The organism is Microcystis sp. M169S2 (genome assembly GCF_020245865.1).
In the GTDB taxonomy this organism is placed as follows: domain Bacteria; phylum Cyanobacteriota; class Cyanobacteriia; order Cyanobacteriales; family Microcystaceae; genus Microcystis; species Microcystis ichthyoblabe_A.
On record NZ_JADBUB010000190.1, the window covers coordinates 1 to 15,422 of the forward strand.

At 42.5% G+C, this 15,422-nt stretch carries 15 protein-coding genes and 3 pseudogenes; 9 read left to right on the plus strand and 9 right to left on the minus strand.

Annotated elements, in window-relative coordinates; translation table 11 throughout:
- Nucleotides 1-245: 245 nt before the first annotated feature.
- From IM485_RS18095 to IM485_RS18110, 4 genes and pseudogenes are all read left to right on the plus strand, one after another.
- Nucleotides 246-1,272, plus strand: a pseudogene (locus IM485_RS18095) (transposase); the annotation flags it as partial.
- A 205-nt stretch (nucleotides 1,273-1,477) separates the two neighbouring features.
- A complete protein-coding gene (locus IM485_RS18100) occupies nucleotides 1,478-2,146 on the plus strand; it encodes a choice-of-anchor K domain-containing protein (RefSeq protein ID WP_464472954.1) in 669 nt (222 codons plus the stop codon).
- Nucleotides 2,147-2,302: 156 nt separating this feature from the next.
- Complete coding sequence (locus IM485_RS18105; RefSeq protein WP_012264092.1) at nucleotides 2,303-2,548, plus strand: UPF0175 family protein; 246 nt, start codon at nucleotides 2,303-2,305, stop codon at nucleotides 2,546-2,548.
- A pseudogene (locus IM485_RS18110) lies at nucleotides 2,545-2,694 on the plus strand (PIN domain-containing protein); the annotation flags it as partial. The gene IM485_RS18105 and the pseudogene IM485_RS18110, both read left to right, overlap by 4 nt.
- A 38-nt stretch (nucleotides 2,695-2,732) precedes the next feature.
- Here IM485_RS18110 and IM485_RS18115 read toward each other — a convergent pair.
- A pseudogene (locus tag IM485_RS18115) lies at nucleotides 2,733-3,041 on the minus strand (type II toxin-antitoxin system Phd/YefM family antitoxin).
- 244 nt (nucleotides 3,042-3,285) lie between these two features.
- Here IM485_RS18115 and IM485_RS18120 point away from each other — a divergent pair.
- A complete protein-coding gene (locus IM485_RS18120) occupies nucleotides 3,286-4,191 on the plus strand; it encodes an NHL repeat-containing protein (RefSeq protein WP_238142121.1) in 906 nt (301 codons plus the stop codon).
- Nucleotides 4,192-4,269: 78 nt separating this feature from the next.
- Here IM485_RS18120 and IM485_RS18125 read toward each other — a convergent pair whose 3' ends face one another.
- The 4 genes from IM485_RS18125 to IM485_RS18140 all read right to left on the minus strand — a co-directional run bounded on the left by IM485_RS18125 (nucleotide 4,270) and on the right by IM485_RS18140 (nucleotide 7,657).
- Nucleotides 4,270-4,623 (minus strand): HepT-like ribonuclease domain-containing protein, encoded by a 354-nt coding sequence (locus IM485_RS18125; RefSeq protein ID WP_104398351.1) that lies wholly within the window; start codon nucleotides 4,621-4,623, stop codon nucleotides 4,270-4,272.
- Nucleotides 4,613-4,903, minus strand: a complete 291-nt coding sequence (locus IM485_RS18130; RefSeq protein WP_104398352.1) for a nucleotidyltransferase family protein — start codon at nucleotides 4,901-4,903, stop codon at nucleotides 4,613-4,615. The genes IM485_RS18125 and IM485_RS18130 overlap by 11 nt, the downstream gene beginning before the upstream one ends.
- Nucleotides 4,904-5,260: 357 nt before the next feature.
- Nucleotides 5,261-6,823 (minus strand): iron uptake porin, encoded by a 1,563-nt coding sequence (locus IM485_RS18135; RefSeq protein ID WP_104398353.1) that lies wholly within the window; start codon nucleotides 6,821-6,823, stop codon nucleotides 5,261-5,263.
- Between the two features lie 270 nt (nucleotides 6,824-7,093).
- Nucleotides 7,094-7,657: a thylakoid membrane photosystem I accumulation factor gene (locus IM485_RS18140; RefSeq protein WP_287744796.1), complete on the minus strand. Its 564-nt coding sequence runs from the start codon at nucleotides 7,655-7,657 to the stop codon at nucleotides 7,094-7,096.
- Nucleotides 7,658-7,705: 48 nt separating this feature from the next.
- On the opposite strand from IM485_RS18140, the gene IM485_RS18145 reads away from it, so the two are divergent.
- Together IM485_RS18145 and IM485_RS18150 are read left to right on the plus strand one after the other, a co-directional pair.
- Nucleotides 7,706-8,200, plus strand: a complete 495-nt coding sequence (locus IM485_RS18145; protein WP_002763788.1) for a J domain-containing protein — start codon at nucleotides 7,706-7,708, stop codon at nucleotides 8,198-8,200.
- A 5-nt stretch (nucleotides 8,201-8,205) separates the two neighbouring features.
- A complete protein-coding gene (locus tag IM485_RS18150; protein ID WP_052275248.1) occupies nucleotides 8,206-8,478 on the plus strand; it encodes a DUF3143 domain-containing protein in 273 nt (90 codons plus the stop codon).
- A 38-nt stretch (nucleotides 8,479-8,516) separates the two neighbouring features.
- Here IM485_RS18150 and arsS read toward each other — a convergent pair whose 3' ends face one another.
- The 3 genes from arsS to IM485_RS18165 form a co-directional block, all read right to left on the minus strand.
- Nucleotides 8,517-9,494 (minus strand): arsenosugar biosynthesis radical SAM (seleno)protein ArsS, encoded by a 978-nt coding sequence (arsS, locus tag IM485_RS18155; protein WP_104398354.1) that lies wholly within the window; start codon nucleotides 9,492-9,494, stop codon nucleotides 8,517-8,519.
- 115 nt (nucleotides 9,495-9,609) lie between these two features.
- Nucleotides 9,610-11,022, minus strand: a complete 1,413-nt coding sequence (locus IM485_RS18160) for an LCP family protein (protein WP_287744799.1) — start codon at nucleotides 11,020-11,022, stop codon at nucleotides 9,610-9,612.
- A gap of 300 nt (nucleotides 11,023-11,322) precedes the next feature.
- Nucleotides 11,323-11,943 carry a GNAT family N-acetyltransferase gene (locus IM485_RS18165; protein ID WP_287744801.1) on the minus strand — a complete coding sequence of 207 codons (621 nt, stop codon included), beginning with the start codon at nucleotides 11,941-11,943 and terminating at the stop codon, nucleotides 11,323-11,325.
- A gap of 306 nt (nucleotides 11,944-12,249) precedes the next feature.
- On the opposite strand from IM485_RS18165, the gene IM485_RS18170 reads away from it, so the two are divergent.
- On the plus strand, nucleotides 12,250-13,491 hold the full coding sequence (locus IM485_RS18170) for an AmpG family muropeptide MFS transporter (protein ID WP_104398367.1): 1,242 nt from the start codon (nucleotides 12,250-12,252) through the stop codon (nucleotides 13,489-13,491).
- A 13-nt stretch (nucleotides 13,492-13,504) separates the two neighbouring features.
- Here IM485_RS18170 and IM485_RS18175 read toward each other — a convergent pair whose 3' ends face one another.
- A complete protein-coding gene (locus IM485_RS18175) occupies nucleotides 13,505-14,929 on the minus strand; it encodes a PP2C family protein-serine/threonine phosphatase (RefSeq protein ID WP_104398357.1) in 1,425 nt (474 codons plus the stop codon).
- Nucleotides 14,930-15,287: 358 nt separating this feature from the next.
- On the opposite strand from IM485_RS18175, the gene IM485_RS18180 reads away from it, so the two are divergent.
- The coding region (locus tag IM485_RS18180) for a transposase family protein (protein WP_287744807.1) at nucleotides 15,288-15,422 on the plus strand (135 nt) is incomplete at its 3' end.

Sequence of the window (15,422 nt, forward strand, 5' to 3'; positions counted from 1 at the left end):
ATCTCTCCCAAGTTATTAAATTTCTTAATTTGGGATTGCTCCTAGAGACATTGCCCTAACTCTTGACATAACTCTTTAATTCTTTTTTCATTTTCTGATAACATTGAATTATTCCTCCCATCGAGAGCTATTCTGAATTGTGAGTTATAACTATTATAATCTCATTTCTCTTTGTGATCAAGTTGAAGATTTTCTAGTTTTTGACTGCTATAAGTATTAATACTCATTGCATAAGTGAGATGCTCCCAACGTTAAAGGATAGAACTTATGAACATGGAGCTAAAGTAATCTCAGGAAAACCGATTACTTTGGGACATGGTTATAGTACCTTAGCTTGGATACCAGAAGGTGAAGGCAGTTGGGCATTACCCTTACGTCATGAGCGAATTTCTTCCCATGAAACCCCAATTTCTAGAGCGGTTTTACAACTCAAACAAGTATGCAGACATCTTCAACAAAGACCAATAACGCTCTGGGATAGTGAGTACGGATGCGCTCCCTTTGTTAAAGAAACAGCAAACATTAATGCAGATAAACTAATTCGGCTACGCCCTAATCGCTGTATTTATGCAGAACCTCCCCAATATCAAGGAAATAGGAGACCGGAAAAACATGGTGAAAAAATGAAATTATCTGACCCAGAAACTTGGGCAATTCCAGTGGAAATTATTGAGATTGATGACCCAACTTGGGGGGTCGTAAAAATTTCGAGATGGAATCGTTTTCATTTTGAACAATCGGCTGATTATCCCATGTCTATAATCTTGGTTCAACCTCAGGGGAAAAAACTCTCTCAAAGGTCTACTACACCAATGTGGTTGGCTTGGATAGGAGAAGAAGAAATATGCTCAATCGACCTGTGGAAATTGTATTTAAGACGCTTTCTCCTTGAGCATTGGAATCGTTGGAATCGTTTTATGAAGCAAAGATTACACTGGACTTTACCTAAACTAGGAACCACTGAGAAGGGTCAAAGGTGGAGTGATTTAATCCCTATTATGACATGGCAATTATGGTGAGCTTCGTGAGATTATAGAAGATAATCCCTTACCTTGGCAAAAGCCTTTACCTGTGGAGAAATTAACCCCTGGAAGAGTGGCACAAAGCTTTTTGGGACTTTTGGTCGAGATAGGCACACCCGCCAAACCGCCAAAACCCAGAGGAAAGTCTCCAGGTTGGGAGAAGGGAAAAAAACGTCACAAAAAAACTCGTTATCCGACGGTGAAAAAGACAGTTACTCGACAGAAAAAAGAGACAAAAGAGGTAGCTTAAAACAAGAATTGATCATATTTCTGACTATTCTTAGCTTTCTGACAGGCTAAGACAAATTTTAATGTGCTTCCCCCGACATCAAACGGTACAGTCTAGTCTAAACTCCAGTATCAAGCAGACCATTTTTAAGCAGCTTTTATTTCTGCTCCCTTCTTTTCTTGCTTGGAGCAATTTACCAGCAAATAGCCAAACCGTAGGTTCTGGAGTGACGAACGGTGTTTTTAATAGCTTCGCCAGTCCTTTTCCCTATACAGATGTCAATGGAATTGGTACTAATCAACTTGATTTTAGTCTTCCCGATTCCGCTCCCAACTTTTTTAAATTCGATGGAACATCTTTTGAGAATGTTCAAGTTGGACAAACTTTTGTCTTAGGAACACTTAGCTATAAAAATGGAAGTGGTTTTTTTGGTGGTCACACCTCAGAACTAGCAGTTTCTAGTAGTTCGTCCACCACCACTCCATTTAATTTTGATCAGATTTTGACTGAACAGATCAGATTAGATATAACCCCCAATATTTTTCGGGTCGATGGAGTGTTTGTTGTCGCAACTCCTGAACAAGCTGCTGATATATTATATTTTCCTAATAGACCAGAGTTAGGAAGCTTTCGTATTTATGAAAATTCCACTGGTACTGTGGAATTTTTAGGAAGATTTAGTTCACTTCAGTTGGCAGGTTTTGGAAATGCTATATCAGGAGGTTTTGTTGATCCAACCATCGATCCTATTCTGACTGCTCCTGCTGTTTCCGTTCCTGAATCTGGAAATATAGCTGGCTTACTTGCGATTGGTATTGTAGGCGCAGCTTCAACCCTCAATCGCCAACTAAAACCCTGTCAATCCACTGAAAAAGAAACCACAAAAGTAGGCTAAATTGCCTCTAAAAATACCATCAATGCCCCTTCATTCAATCTTGAGGGGGTTTTGTTTTTTTGCTCGTGTTTCCAATCATTAATTTTTATTAATTAATTGCTCGTAAGTAGTTTTTGTGATACAATAATGGCTCTCAGTTTAATATCGTAAAATTCAATGACTATTGTGATTCCCAACGAAATTATACAAGCAACAGGAAAAAACGAGCAACTGTTGCGACTAGAACTGGCAATCATTATGTTTAGAGATTATCATATCAGTAGCGCAAAAGCAGCTGATTTTGCCAACTTATCTTTAATTGAATTTCGTCAAGAAATCGCCAAGAGGAATATTTGCGTAAATTATGATAGTGTAGATTGGCAACAAGAATTAGAAACCTTAAAAACTTTAGGTGATCTGTGATTGTTGTTAGTAACACCTCTCCTATTACCAGTTTAGCTGCTATCGGCTATCTTAGCTTGCTCCATGATATTTATGGAACAATTATTATTCCAGTAGCTGTTTATGAAGAAATGACAGGATTAGGTTATGCTGTACCAGGTACTATTTAGGATTGTTTTGAGGTTTATCTGGCTTATTTTCTCTTTTAGGACTCAATTCCTAGCTCCTCTTTCAATTCAGCTAATGTTTGAGGAGTTGCATCTTCTGTCTGGGTCCATGCTAAAGAGCGAAATAAGCGTTGGGCATTTTCTGGCGGTCACGCAAAGCGTGCGCTACGCGAGCGCAGTAAATAAACACACTCTAATAAACTGGAAAGTTCATCTTCAGCAATTAACGCCACATTTTTCTGATTGCGACGCTTAATGACAATAATTTGAGATTCGTCACACACCTGATCTAAGAGACTGGCTAAATTCATTCTCGCCTGAGAGTAGGTGGTTTCTTTGCTTAACATGATTTTTAGGGAAGACTTGTACAACCTTATTGTACAATTTCAAGCTCTTGAACTCCCCAAAAACCCCAAAATCTCGATCGCTAAGCTAGGGAGAGAAATATAAAGATTTATTAAATTGTAGCTTTTGATACAGTTGTGGGGGGGATGTGTACTGTTTTGCTATTCGCCTTTGCTGTTGGGTTAGGCTGTCGCTTGACTCAACCCACTGTTCTCACGATCCACGTCTATTGGGGGAATTTCGAGTATGAAAGCAATCAAACGGCTACTAGCTTACAGTGCGCTAACCCCACTGCTGTTGCTAGTTTCAGCAAAAGATGCTAAGGCATCTCTTCTCGGTACAGATTGGTCGAATTTTAATAGCAACTTGTATTCAATTGACACTAACACCGGGACAGCTACTTTAATCGGCCCGACCGGACAGATTCGTATGATTGGCTTAGTTGTAGACGTCGATAGTACTATTTACGCCATCAGTGAAGAACCGAACAGCCGTCTTTGGACACTTAATCCTACGACTGGATCTTCTACTCTGGTAGGACTGCTTGGGTTCAACTTGCAGGAAGGTGACATGACTATTGATCCTGTTAGCGGTGATATGTATGTTGCTAATGGTAGTGGTGACAATCTATATATCGTCAATAAGGGAACTGCGGCAGCTACCTTAGTAGGAAGCTTTGATGCTGCGGGACGCGACGTTTCTGGCCTACAATTTTTTGATGGTACGCTTTATGGATTAGCACTTAGGGACGGAGCTCCAGATGTGTTGGGGACGGTAAATATAGCCAGTGGGCTGTTCACGACTATCGGTGCAACTGGTACTAATTGCGGGGTAATTGCTGCTTTAGGAAGAGACCCTGCCAGCGGCACTACCTATATCGGCTGCCCTAACACTGCTTTTGGCAATGATAATATGCTGTATGCCGTCGATCTGACCACAGGTGCATCTGTTCTATCCAATGCCCTCACAGGTGTTACATCAAGTATCTCTGGTTTTTCAGTAGCTGGAGAACCATCAATCTTGAAGCCAGTCCCCGAACCCACCTCAACCCTCAGCCTCCTCGCCCTCGGCACTCTCGGTGCAGCTTCAACCATCAAGCATAAACTAAAACCCTCTAAATCCACTGAAAAAGAAACCACAAAAGTAGGCTAAATTGCCTCTAAAATACCATAAATGCCCCTTCATTCAATCTTGAGGGGGTTTATTTTTTTACTTTCGCTTATTAAACAACTATTCAGCCTCTGTTTCCCTTTCTAACACTTCTTGTAGTTGTGGCACTAAAGTCGATAAATCTTCTTGAATTGTTGCCCAAACTCTACTTAAATTAACTTGAAAATATTCGTGAGTTGCCACATTTCTCATTCCTCCCATCAAACGCCAAGAAATAAGAGGATAGCGAGACTGAATTTCCTTTGGTACATTTCTAGTTGCTTCTCCAATAATTATAAAATCATAGAGAACCGCTTTGACAGTTGTTTGATTTTTAGCAAATTCCTCAAACGTCATTCCCTTTGTACGTTGTTCAATTGCAGTGATAGATTCTAAAATGTCTTGAAGGAAAATTCGCCAATCTCTAGAAGGCATTGATAACATCCTCCAACACAGGTTCTCGTAAATGTTCCCTTAAGGTATCCTGAGTTCCTAAATCCACAGAACATCCCAGAATATCTTCTAAATAATACTGTACTTGCAGAAGTTGAAAAAAACCACCTTCTTGATTAAATTCTACTAAAAAATCCACGTCACTATCACTATGAGCTTCATCCCTTGCCACTGAACCAAATAAAGACAAAGATTTTACCCCCAGTGTTTGTAACTGTTTTCGGTGTGCCGCTAGAATTGCCAGTACCTCGTCTCGTTTCATCTGGTGTGTCCTTGAACCTGCCATCAATATTATAGCTTTGTGGGTGCAACCCTCAAGCATAAACTAAAACCCTCTAAATCCACCGAAAAAGAAACCACAAAAGTAGGCTAAATTGTCTCTAATACCAATTCTCCAAAGTCTGACTACAGAAGTTTAATCCCCCTAAATCCCCCTTAAAAAGGGTGACTTAAATTAGATGTGTAGTTTTCATTTAGAGAAATGGTATAAAAATACCATAAATGCCCCTTCATTTAGTTAGTTTAGAGTGGGAAACGCTGGAACAGCAGCCAGCCGTCGAGAAATGATGTCAAATCCCGTCATACTTTGTCTTTATTTCTGACCGGCTGCCTAGACAAATCAGAAAGTAAAAGTCGTGCGGATAGTGCCGATAACTAAGGTGGAATTGTTGTTATTTGAGTTAGGAGAAGTAATCACGATTACCCCCGGAGTAAGGGCAATATTATCGGTGATTTTCCACTCATAAAATCCTTCGATATGAAAGGAAGTATCGGGATCATTAGTGCCACTACCATCATTTAATCTAATACTAGAACTAGATACCCAAGGCTGCATACCAACAATAATACCCGCCGTATTTCCTTCCTTAAATAAATCAGGAAAAGCCAAAGTTACCGCCCAATTCCAGATATCTAAATCCCCGCGTTCTAGTTGTCCATCTAAGGTGCTAAGGGTGACAGCTTTTGTGTAACCACCCCAACCACCGAGGACAAAACCATCGACAATTCGCCAAGTGAATTGTAAACCCAAACTATTATTAATAGTCGGGACAGCCTCCCCGAATAGTTCTTCGGTGAAAAATCGGAAATTCGAGCGCTGACTTCCCGTCCCCGTGTCTAATTGGTTATAACCATGAAAGTAGGATAAAGCAATGCCAAAATTATCGTTTGGAACATAACCAACCTGCCCTAGGGCGGTATAGGAACCGTTAAATAAACCCGCTCCCGGGTTAGGATCGTTAGCATCCCCAGCAAGATAACCGGCGCTGAATTGCAAAGCCCCATAATTACCCTGTAAACCGAGTCCAGTTTGTCCGGGAGCAAAATAAAGGGGATTGCGGGTACCAAAAGCGGAAAGCGCCCCACTAGCACCATCTCCATCCAAAAAGTTGAGGGTATTGGTAAAGTCATCTTTAGCACCTCCCGTCGCTTCTAACCAGAGTTGGATATTGTCCGTTAGGGGGAAACTGTAGTTTAAAACTTCTAGCAGTAAATCGTTGCCGTCCGGTTGGGTAAAAGCTAAGGTACTTTCAAAAGTTCCGGTGGTATCGGCTAAATCGGCAATATTTCCCGTTGCTAGACGGGTATAGAGTAAATCTTTGCCTGTAAAGCTAGTATTTAATTCTAAACGGGCCCGATAACCAAAAGCTGGCACTTGGGGAATCCCTTCACCACCGTTTTTTTCTCCTGTGGCTACCCCATATAATGCCATCACCACTTCCCCGGTTAATTTAGTAGTGGTGGAAAATTGATTATTTTCCAGAAAAGCGACTCGATTTTCTAAGTTATCAACCCTTGCCCCTAGGGCTGCTAATTCTGTCTCGAATTCGCTGACTAATCGCTTAATTCTGTCTAGATCTTCTTTTAATACCGCTACTCCTTCCTGAATCAATCTTTCTAGGGTATTTAAGCAGGCATTCAACCCGGCGGCAAATTCCCAACGAGTTAAAGCGCGTTCACCGCGAAAAGTGCGGTCAGGATAACCTACTATACAACCATACCTCTCCACGAGACTTCTTAAGGCCTCAAACGCCCAGGCGGTGGGAGAAACATCCCGCAATTGATTGACACTTGTTACCTGTGCCATGGGGTTACTAGAGAGGTTTTCGAGACTATTAGCCAGTACCGGACTAGAAAAACCCAGTAATATCGCTGCTGTTAGGAAATTTTGCTTGATTTTCATTGCTGTCTCTCACACCTATAAGAATGATTATTGTTCTCAGTATAATTAGGTTAGCAAACTTTTTCCAGTCTGGCACTATTGCTAAAATTTTTCAGATGTTACTCCAGATAAAATCTCAATTGCCTAGCATTTATTGGTTAAAATAAATCTTAAATGATAATAAAAGCAATAGGTAAATAATTTTATTTTTCCTAAAAACAAGATAGAGACGCTGCTGACAGCATCTCTAAATGATTATTTTTGGTTCAATTGAGGATAAAAAAGGGGTAACTAGCGCAATTCAGCGTTAAACTCGTTAAAAGAGCGTCTTTTTAACTCTACCGATTCTGATCGAGGCAGAAGATCAAAAACCTTTCTTAAGACATCATCCACATCTTCATATTTAACATTGCCCAAACCATCATAAACCACTTTACCCTGTTGGTCTAAAACCACCGTTTGGGGAATCCCATCGCGATAATAGTAACCTGGTTCATCGGGACGATAGGAAGACTTTAAGGGGATAGAATCGACAGTAACGGGGATAATACTGGCGGCGCGACCGTAAAACTCTTGAAAACGGGAGACAATCGCCGCAAATCGCTTACAATCACTACTATCATCCAGATAATAGACAATAATAGCCGGAATTTTCCGTTGAAAAGTTTCCGCTAAATTTAAACGCGGTGGTACGAGGGAACCATTACCCGCATAGACCACAAAAATATTACCATCGAGGCGATCATCATCGATCCCCGCATAGGCGCTAGGGGTTAGCCAAGGAGACCAACTCGTCAGAGCAACAATGAGAAAGACAAGACAGATCCGAAGACGCAGCCGATAACGAGATTTCATGATCAACAGGGTTAAAATATTAAGACAATTTTTAGTGTAAAAAATCTTGTGACCTTCGAGCGCGATAATTCCCAAACCACCTCGCGAGTCATTGCCGCTAACTCGCGCTTTGCCAATACCTATTATGCCATTCTAGGACTACATCCGAGTGCCTCGGTGATCGAAGTGCGACGAGCCTATCGGGAACTGAGTAAACGATACCACCCCGATACTACCGAACTCAGCCCCGAAGTGGCAACGGTTAAATTCCAGCGTCTTAACGAAGCTTATGCCACCCTGAGTAATCCCGATCGCCGTTCCCTGTATGATTTACAGATAGGTTACTCGCGCTGGAATGTCATCCAAACCATCCCCGATAGCGATGAACCCATAGCTAATCGTAGCGCCTATCTCGATCCGACTGATCGCCCCCTATCTTCGGGAGAGATTTTTGCTTTGTTTATCTTGGCACTCACCCTGCTCGGCTGCTTGTTACTGGCGGTGATTATTGCTATGCTTCGAGGAGAGAATGCTGTCACTGTAGCCCAATTATTTTTGATTTAGATGCGATGAAGATTCCCACTGCTGATACTCCCCTCTATAATCATCCCTTACCGGCGATCGAAGCATGGCTAGTTAAGTTAGGTTGTCGGAAAAATACCGAGAATGTCCACTGTTGGACTGTGGAAAAACCGACATGGAAAGCGGAAATCTGCCTCGATATCGAAGAAATCACCGTTCGTTACCTTCGGGCAGCCAATGACGGCAGTGACATCAATCGCGCTTTTAAATACTCCCTTAGTCGCCAAGATATCGAATCGGCGGTTTTTTCTGGTCCCTAATCATCGGCCAAACTTTTGACTATTTCCAGTACACTTGTTCAGTTTGAAGTCAAAGCTCCCCCACAACTGGAACCGCTGCCGGCAGTGCAACCGTAGCAATAGGAAGCGGTTTGTACCTCTGCAATTACATCTAAACTACCCGCTTGTAATAAATCTAGCAGGGTTAATTTTCGGCCTTGACTGGTGCAAGCAGCCAGAGCCTCCATCTGATTAAAATCGCAGTCATAGATATTACCCAAATAATCGATCGAAAGCTGATTACGACACATCAAATGTTCGACAGTATCGCCATTAAAATGGTCTTCGAGGAATTGAAGATAGGGTTGATAGAGTTGCCGGTGTTCCAGATGGAAACGGGTTCTTCCGACGGGTAAGTTAGTGATAGTAAACAGATTGTTAAAAGAAATATTAAAATGTTCTTGCAAGAACTTTTTGTAATCCCGTGTTAGGGATACCTGATCCGGTGTAAGAGAAAAATTCTCTGACTTAGGAATCTGGGGATTATAGACTAAATCGACCATCAAATTCGGCTCTTGAGCGTAACCGAGACGGTTTAACCATTGTAAAGCAGCAATCGATCGATCATAGACTCCCAGACCGCGCATTTTATCCACATTATCGGCAAGATAACAGGGTAAAGAAGCCACCACCCGCAGCTGATGGCCAGCGCAATATTCAGGAATATCAGTAAATCCTTTCTCGAAATAAATAGTTAAATTCGAGCGCACAATTACCTCTTTTCCCGCTTTTCTAGAGATTTCCACAATTGGTTTAAAACCGTAGAGCATTTCGGGAGCGCCACCGGTCAGATCGACGGTTTTGATTTGGGGAAATCTTTCGATCAGTTCGATAATTTGTTCGCATACTTCTGGAGTCATTTCTTCGGAGCGAACTGGACTAGCTTCCACATGACAATGGCTACAAGCAAGGTTACATTTTTTCCCCAAATTAATTTGCAGAACCGAGATTTTTTGCTTAGTTAAAGGAGTTTTTAGTTTCTCAAAAAAAGGAATCATGGGAGAGTAAAAAGTAATCAGTAATCAGTGACCAATCATTAATCAATGATAACTGATAATGGATGAGTTTTTTGTCAATGGGTAACTCCTAACTCAGATAAACTTGATTTTTCTCTTAGTTGCCAGGGGATAGATCAGAAAGATTAGCTGATTTTTCTTGCCAATCTTGACCAATTTTAATCGTCACATCAGAAGCGAGATTCCCTGTACTTTCCACCAAAACTTCCCCGACACCAAGGCTATTATGCAGGGCAGCAGCCAGGGAATCATCCCCTTTTTGAGCAATAATTCTGGTAGTTTCTAGAATTGGCGATGAAGACTTAGAGACAAAAACATTTTCATAACCCAATGAGTGCAGATATCTGACTAGAGTTTGCACCGCTTCTGGATTATCGATGCTATCTTCCACAGCTATGCGAGTCGGTTGCGTGGTTTCCTCAATGTCAGCCATAAAAGAGCCGTGGTTAAAATGTTGAGCCACTAGCTCTTGAATTTTACTTTGATTGGGCAACCAATAACTGATCCCTTGCCGACCATCACCATTAAAGTCTCCGGGTAGCAGTAGCATTTGCACATCAGCGCGTTGAGTTTTGGAGGCAAAACCGGCTAGGGCGAGTAACTCCTCTAAACTGAGATTAGTATCTATATGGGTGCGGATAACCTCGATAATATCGGGAATTTTCAATAAAGTTGCTGGTTTTAGGGTTTGTTCCACTAAAGACCGCATTAATTGCTGTTGTCGTTGGATACGACCGATATCACCTTTAGCATCGTAACGAAAACGGGCAAACTGGAGGAATTTCTCGCCGTTGAGGTGTTGTTCCCCTTTTTTCAGGTCAATGTAGAGGTGTTGACTAAAATCTTGGTACTTCATGTCTTTGGGAACATATACCGTCACCCCCCCCAAAGCATCAATTAATTTTTCCACACCCTGCACATTAATGCGAACATAGCGATCGATAGCGACTCCCTCTAAAAGATGACTAACCGTTTCCGCCGTTAAAGCAGGTCCCCCAAGGGCGTTAGCTTGATTGATTTTTTTCTCCCCGTAACCCTCGATATCGGTGCGGGTATCCCGGGGGATGGAAAGCATGGTTAACTTCTGTCTTTGGGGGTCAAAACGCAGTAACAGCATGGTATCGGTTAAACCCTCCAAGGAATTAACTGGGGCATGATAACCCAAATCTGGGGTTTGTGCCTCCTTGACATCGGATGTCAACACTTTCGCGCCGACTACCAGAATATTAACGGGGCGGTTGAGGGCGGGAAGTTGCAGATTTTCATAGGATATGGCCTGCTGATTGTTAAAAGCGGCGGCTTCTTCGGGACTAAGGGCAGCTTGTCGCAAAGGTGTGGAGGAGAGAGACACAGCCAACATAGCCCCCGCCGTAGCGGAAACTAGGGCGCAGCCGGTTAAGCCTAGGGCTGTCAGGAACCATTTACTGGACAATCGCCGCTTTTTCACAGGTCTAGCTGCTAATTTGCTTGATTTTCCGCTTTTAAGCCTTGATTTTGTCTTATTAACCACAAATTGCCTCACACAGTCACTAATTATCTCCCTAAAACCATATTTAAAGAGATCAACTATTTGTTTTCTCAGATACCCGGAAAAGATTATTAAACTAATTGGGTTTTTTAGAGAGTTAGCAGATAATATAGCAGAATTTTTCCTTATCGTTGTTCTGCATCGCAATTTTGCAGAAATATCTATACTAGGGTTTGCTGGTGGGGTGTGGGGAAGTGGGGAAGTGGGAAGTGGCAAGTGGCAAGTGGGAGGATGAATAAATAAAAGCTGCCGACCGCCGACCGCCGACCGCCTCCCATCTCCTCAATGGCTGATTTTTTTGTGCAGAAATAACTTTTGTGGTCGATTAAATAACCAATTGACCAACCAACCGTCGGTTTTTTGCAGACGATAACCGCTACTTAAGTACAGTGACCGGGCCGCTAGGTTATTATCGAGAACATGGAGGGAAAGTTCTTCAAAACCCCATTCTCTAGCGATCTGTTCACACTTGAGCAGCAATCTCCGGGCCAGACCGGCACGCCGGCGATCGGGACTAACGGCTAAATTAGAAATATAAGGAATGGGAACAGCCAAAAAAGAACTGGATTTTAAGCTGATTTCCGCCGTAGCGACAATAATTTCCTGAGAACCCGTAGCAGTGACGCTGGTTTGACTGACTACCAGACAGTGATAGTAAGGGGTATCACCGCGCAATCGTCCCCGTAAGTCCTCGTAAATGCCTAATTTAAAGATAGGACGCAGAAAAGACCAATAATTGGCCGTGGGGAGAAAACTATCGGCGAGAATCTCCGCCAAGCTTTTGAGATCTTGGCTTTGGGCCAAACGCACCTCGACGGTAATGGCGGCAGTGTCACCGGTCGCTTCCGAGTCGGAGGGATGAGACAATAGGTATGAGATAAAACAGGAGTCCACTTTAATCACAGGAGTCGGGAGGGAAGATGGGGATGGCGGTCCTTATCTGGGAAGGGTAAATAGGGGTGGGATTTAGTTGGGGGAATCAAGCATCTATCTTAGGGAGAAGACCGCAATTTTTCAAGACTACTGAATCAAAATCTCATCTATTCTACTGCCTATAGCCCCCGCTGGGGGAAAGACCGCTATTTTTCGGGAATTTTTTTTGATCGCCGGGCCATGGTTAAGATGGAATGATGCCGGTCAGAACTAATCTCTTTCTTTTTGGGTCAATTAACTATATTCTTTAATCTAATCTATCCTCCTATCCTCTCTATGATCAAAGAAATTTCCGCTTATTTGCAAGTGTTCCGCAGTCAAAAAATGGCGGCTTTGTTATTCTTAGGTTTTGCTTCCGGATTGCCCTTATTTCTCACCAGTCGCACCCTGCAAGCTTGGATGACCACCGAAGGAGTTGATCTGAAATCGATCGGTTTATTTAGTTTAGTTACCCTCCCCTACTCTCTCAAATTTCTTTGGTCTCCCTTACTTGATCGCTATATTCCTCCTTTTCTTGGTCGTCGTCGCGGTTGGATTTTAATCGCTCAAATTTGTTTAACTTTAGCGATTGGTTGCATGGCTTTTCAACAACCAAAACAATCTTTGGAATTATTGGCAATTAATGCTTTACTGATCGCTTTTTTTAGTGCCACTCAAGATATTGCCTACGATGCCTATCGCACAGATATTTTAGAAAAATGGGAGATGGGGGCTGGGGTGGCGATCGGGGTTTTAGGTTATCGTTTGGCTTTAATTTTAACCGGTTCGATCGCTTTAATTTTAGCCGATCAATTTCCCTGGCCCCTTGTCTATCTTTTCCTAGCTGGATTGATGGCTTTAACGATTATTTGGTCTTTTTTCGCCCCAGCTACTCCCCCTAGGAATGATACTCCTCAAAGCCTTTTAGAGGCGGTTTGGTTGCCTTTCCAAGAGTTTTTTCAACGCTATCAATTAGGTCAAGGAATCAGCATTCTCGCCTTTATTGTTCTCTATCGTTTAGGGGATGCTTTAGTTAATAATATGGTGACTCCTTTTCTCTTAAAAACTGGTTTCAGTCAAACCGCTATCGGGGCGATCCAAGGCGGCATGGGCATGATAGCAACTATGGTGGGAGTTTTATTAGGTGGTTCCCTGTTAAGTCGTTGGGGAATTAATCGATCGCTCTGGATTTTTGGCGGCTTGCAAGCTATTAGTAATTTAGTCTATTTTATTTTAGCAAATTTAGGGCAAAATTATCCTTTTATGGTCTTAGCTATTAATATTGAAAACTTCTGTGGTGGCTTAGTCACTGCCGCTTTTGTGGCTTTTTTAATGAGTCTTTGTAATGCTCGTTTTACCGCTACTCAGTACGCCCTCTTATCAAGTTTAATGGCCTTTAGTCGCGATATTTTGGTGGCTCCCGCCGGAGTTGTAGCCGAGGCGATCGGTTGGCAGTGGTTCTTTTTAATCACGGTAATTGCCGCTTTACCTGGGTTAGCTTTATTGCCTTTATTTGCTCCTTGGCAAGAGGAGAATTGAGCTAATTGATGATTTATTCCTCCGATTTCACTCGCATAACTACTAAAGTCATATCGTCACTACTGTCATTTCCCAACCCAGTAAAAGCGGCCACTTTTCCAAATAAATATTCTAGAATCTGTTCGGGATCGGTGTACTGTTGACAGGCTTCTTTAACTGCCGATAGCCAATTTTTCTGATCAAATCTTTCCCCTTTCGAGTTGACTGCATCGGTAAAGCCATCGGTATAATAAATCAGCGTATCTCCCACTTCTAATTGCACTTGGGCATCATCATAGATAGAATCGGCCTCTAAACCAACTAATGTCCCTTCCGTGTCGAGAGACTCTAACTCTCCCCGTTTAGCCCGCCACCAGAGGGTGGGATAATGGGCAGCATTACTGTAGCCAAGACGGCGCGTCAGGGGATCATACTCGGAATAAAATAATGTCACGAAACGATGAGAATTATCGAGATCGGCATACATAACCCGATTGAGATGACGCAAAATCTGGGCCGGGGAGTGACGATTTAACACTTCCGCTCGCAACATTCCCCGGGTCATGGTCATCAATAATCCTGCCGGGACACCTTTACCCATAACATCACCGATGACTATACTCCAAGGAGCGGTACTAGCTTCCCTTTCCGCCTCCGTTGCTGGTTTAAATTGATCGTAGTTGCAGGGGATAAAATCATAATAATCGCCACCAACGCGATTGGCTGTTTTGCAGTGGGCTGCCAATTCTACCCCCTGAATTTTCGGACATTGCCGGGGTAAAAGACGATTTTGGATTTCGGAAGCGATTTCTAACTCTCGATCCTGACGTTCCTTGGCCCGTAATTCGATCGTTAATTCATTATTAGCTATAGCCACCGCCGTTTGATCGGCCACTAGCTGCAAAAGTTTACGACGGGTGGGTGTCCAACCATAATTGGGATCGCGACTGAAAACGTATAAACGTCCCCGTTCACTATTTTTTACTAAAACAGGTGTACTATAAATCTGCGTACCCTGTCCGAGAGTTTGCCGGATCTGATGATCGAGACTATCGAGAAGCGATCGACTATTTTTATTTTCAAGTGCCGCCTCTTGGTTTAATTGTCGGATAATTGCCTCTAATTGTCGGCGTAGTTCCCCATTAATTTGATTATCTTGGCAATGCAGTTGATCGAGGGCCACTTGACCGTTATTTTTGCTCAAAATCAACGCCCCCCCCTCCGCATCTGCCACTCGTGCGGCCATCAAGGGGGTAAGATCGAGGAATTGGTTTAAATTATTGAAACTCCGCAGGGCAAAACCGAGGGAACTCAAGAGATTTTGAACTTTGTTTTGTTCGCGATATAAACTAGCAACCAACTCTTTTAAGGCTAAAATTGGCTTGATATCGGTAGTTTGATCGCCCATATTGACAGTGGTAGTGGTGAGGGTGTCGCTCGGTTCCAGCTCAGAAAGCATAAAATGATCTTTGTGGCGGTGACATGATTATAGCTCGATGGTCATTGGGTTATGACCTGTTTAAGTCTAACAGTATAGTGGATCTTTTCCTGACTGCCACAATTTAACCCCGATGTTTTACTATTTCTGTGGGTGCATCTCATTTTTGTCAATCTACTAAGTTGGGATTTTTAAGGGGAAACTCTCTTTTAAAATTGGGCGTTACTTTCGATTTTATCACTCAATCCAAGCTTTTGGGGGGTAGAACCCCCCAAACCCCCCGTTGGGGTAGGGCCGTTTCATTCTCCCATCAGAATATCAAAAGTAAAAGCGATCGCTATCAGGTAAAATGAGAAGTGACCGCCAACTTTTTAAATATATGTTGAGCTTAATAGAAAAACTAAAACAAGTCAAGGACTTTCGGAAAGATAAAGGAAAAAGACACCCTTTATGGATAGTATTAGTAGTAATAATACTGGGAACAATGCTAGGATACTCAGGTTATAGAGAGCTA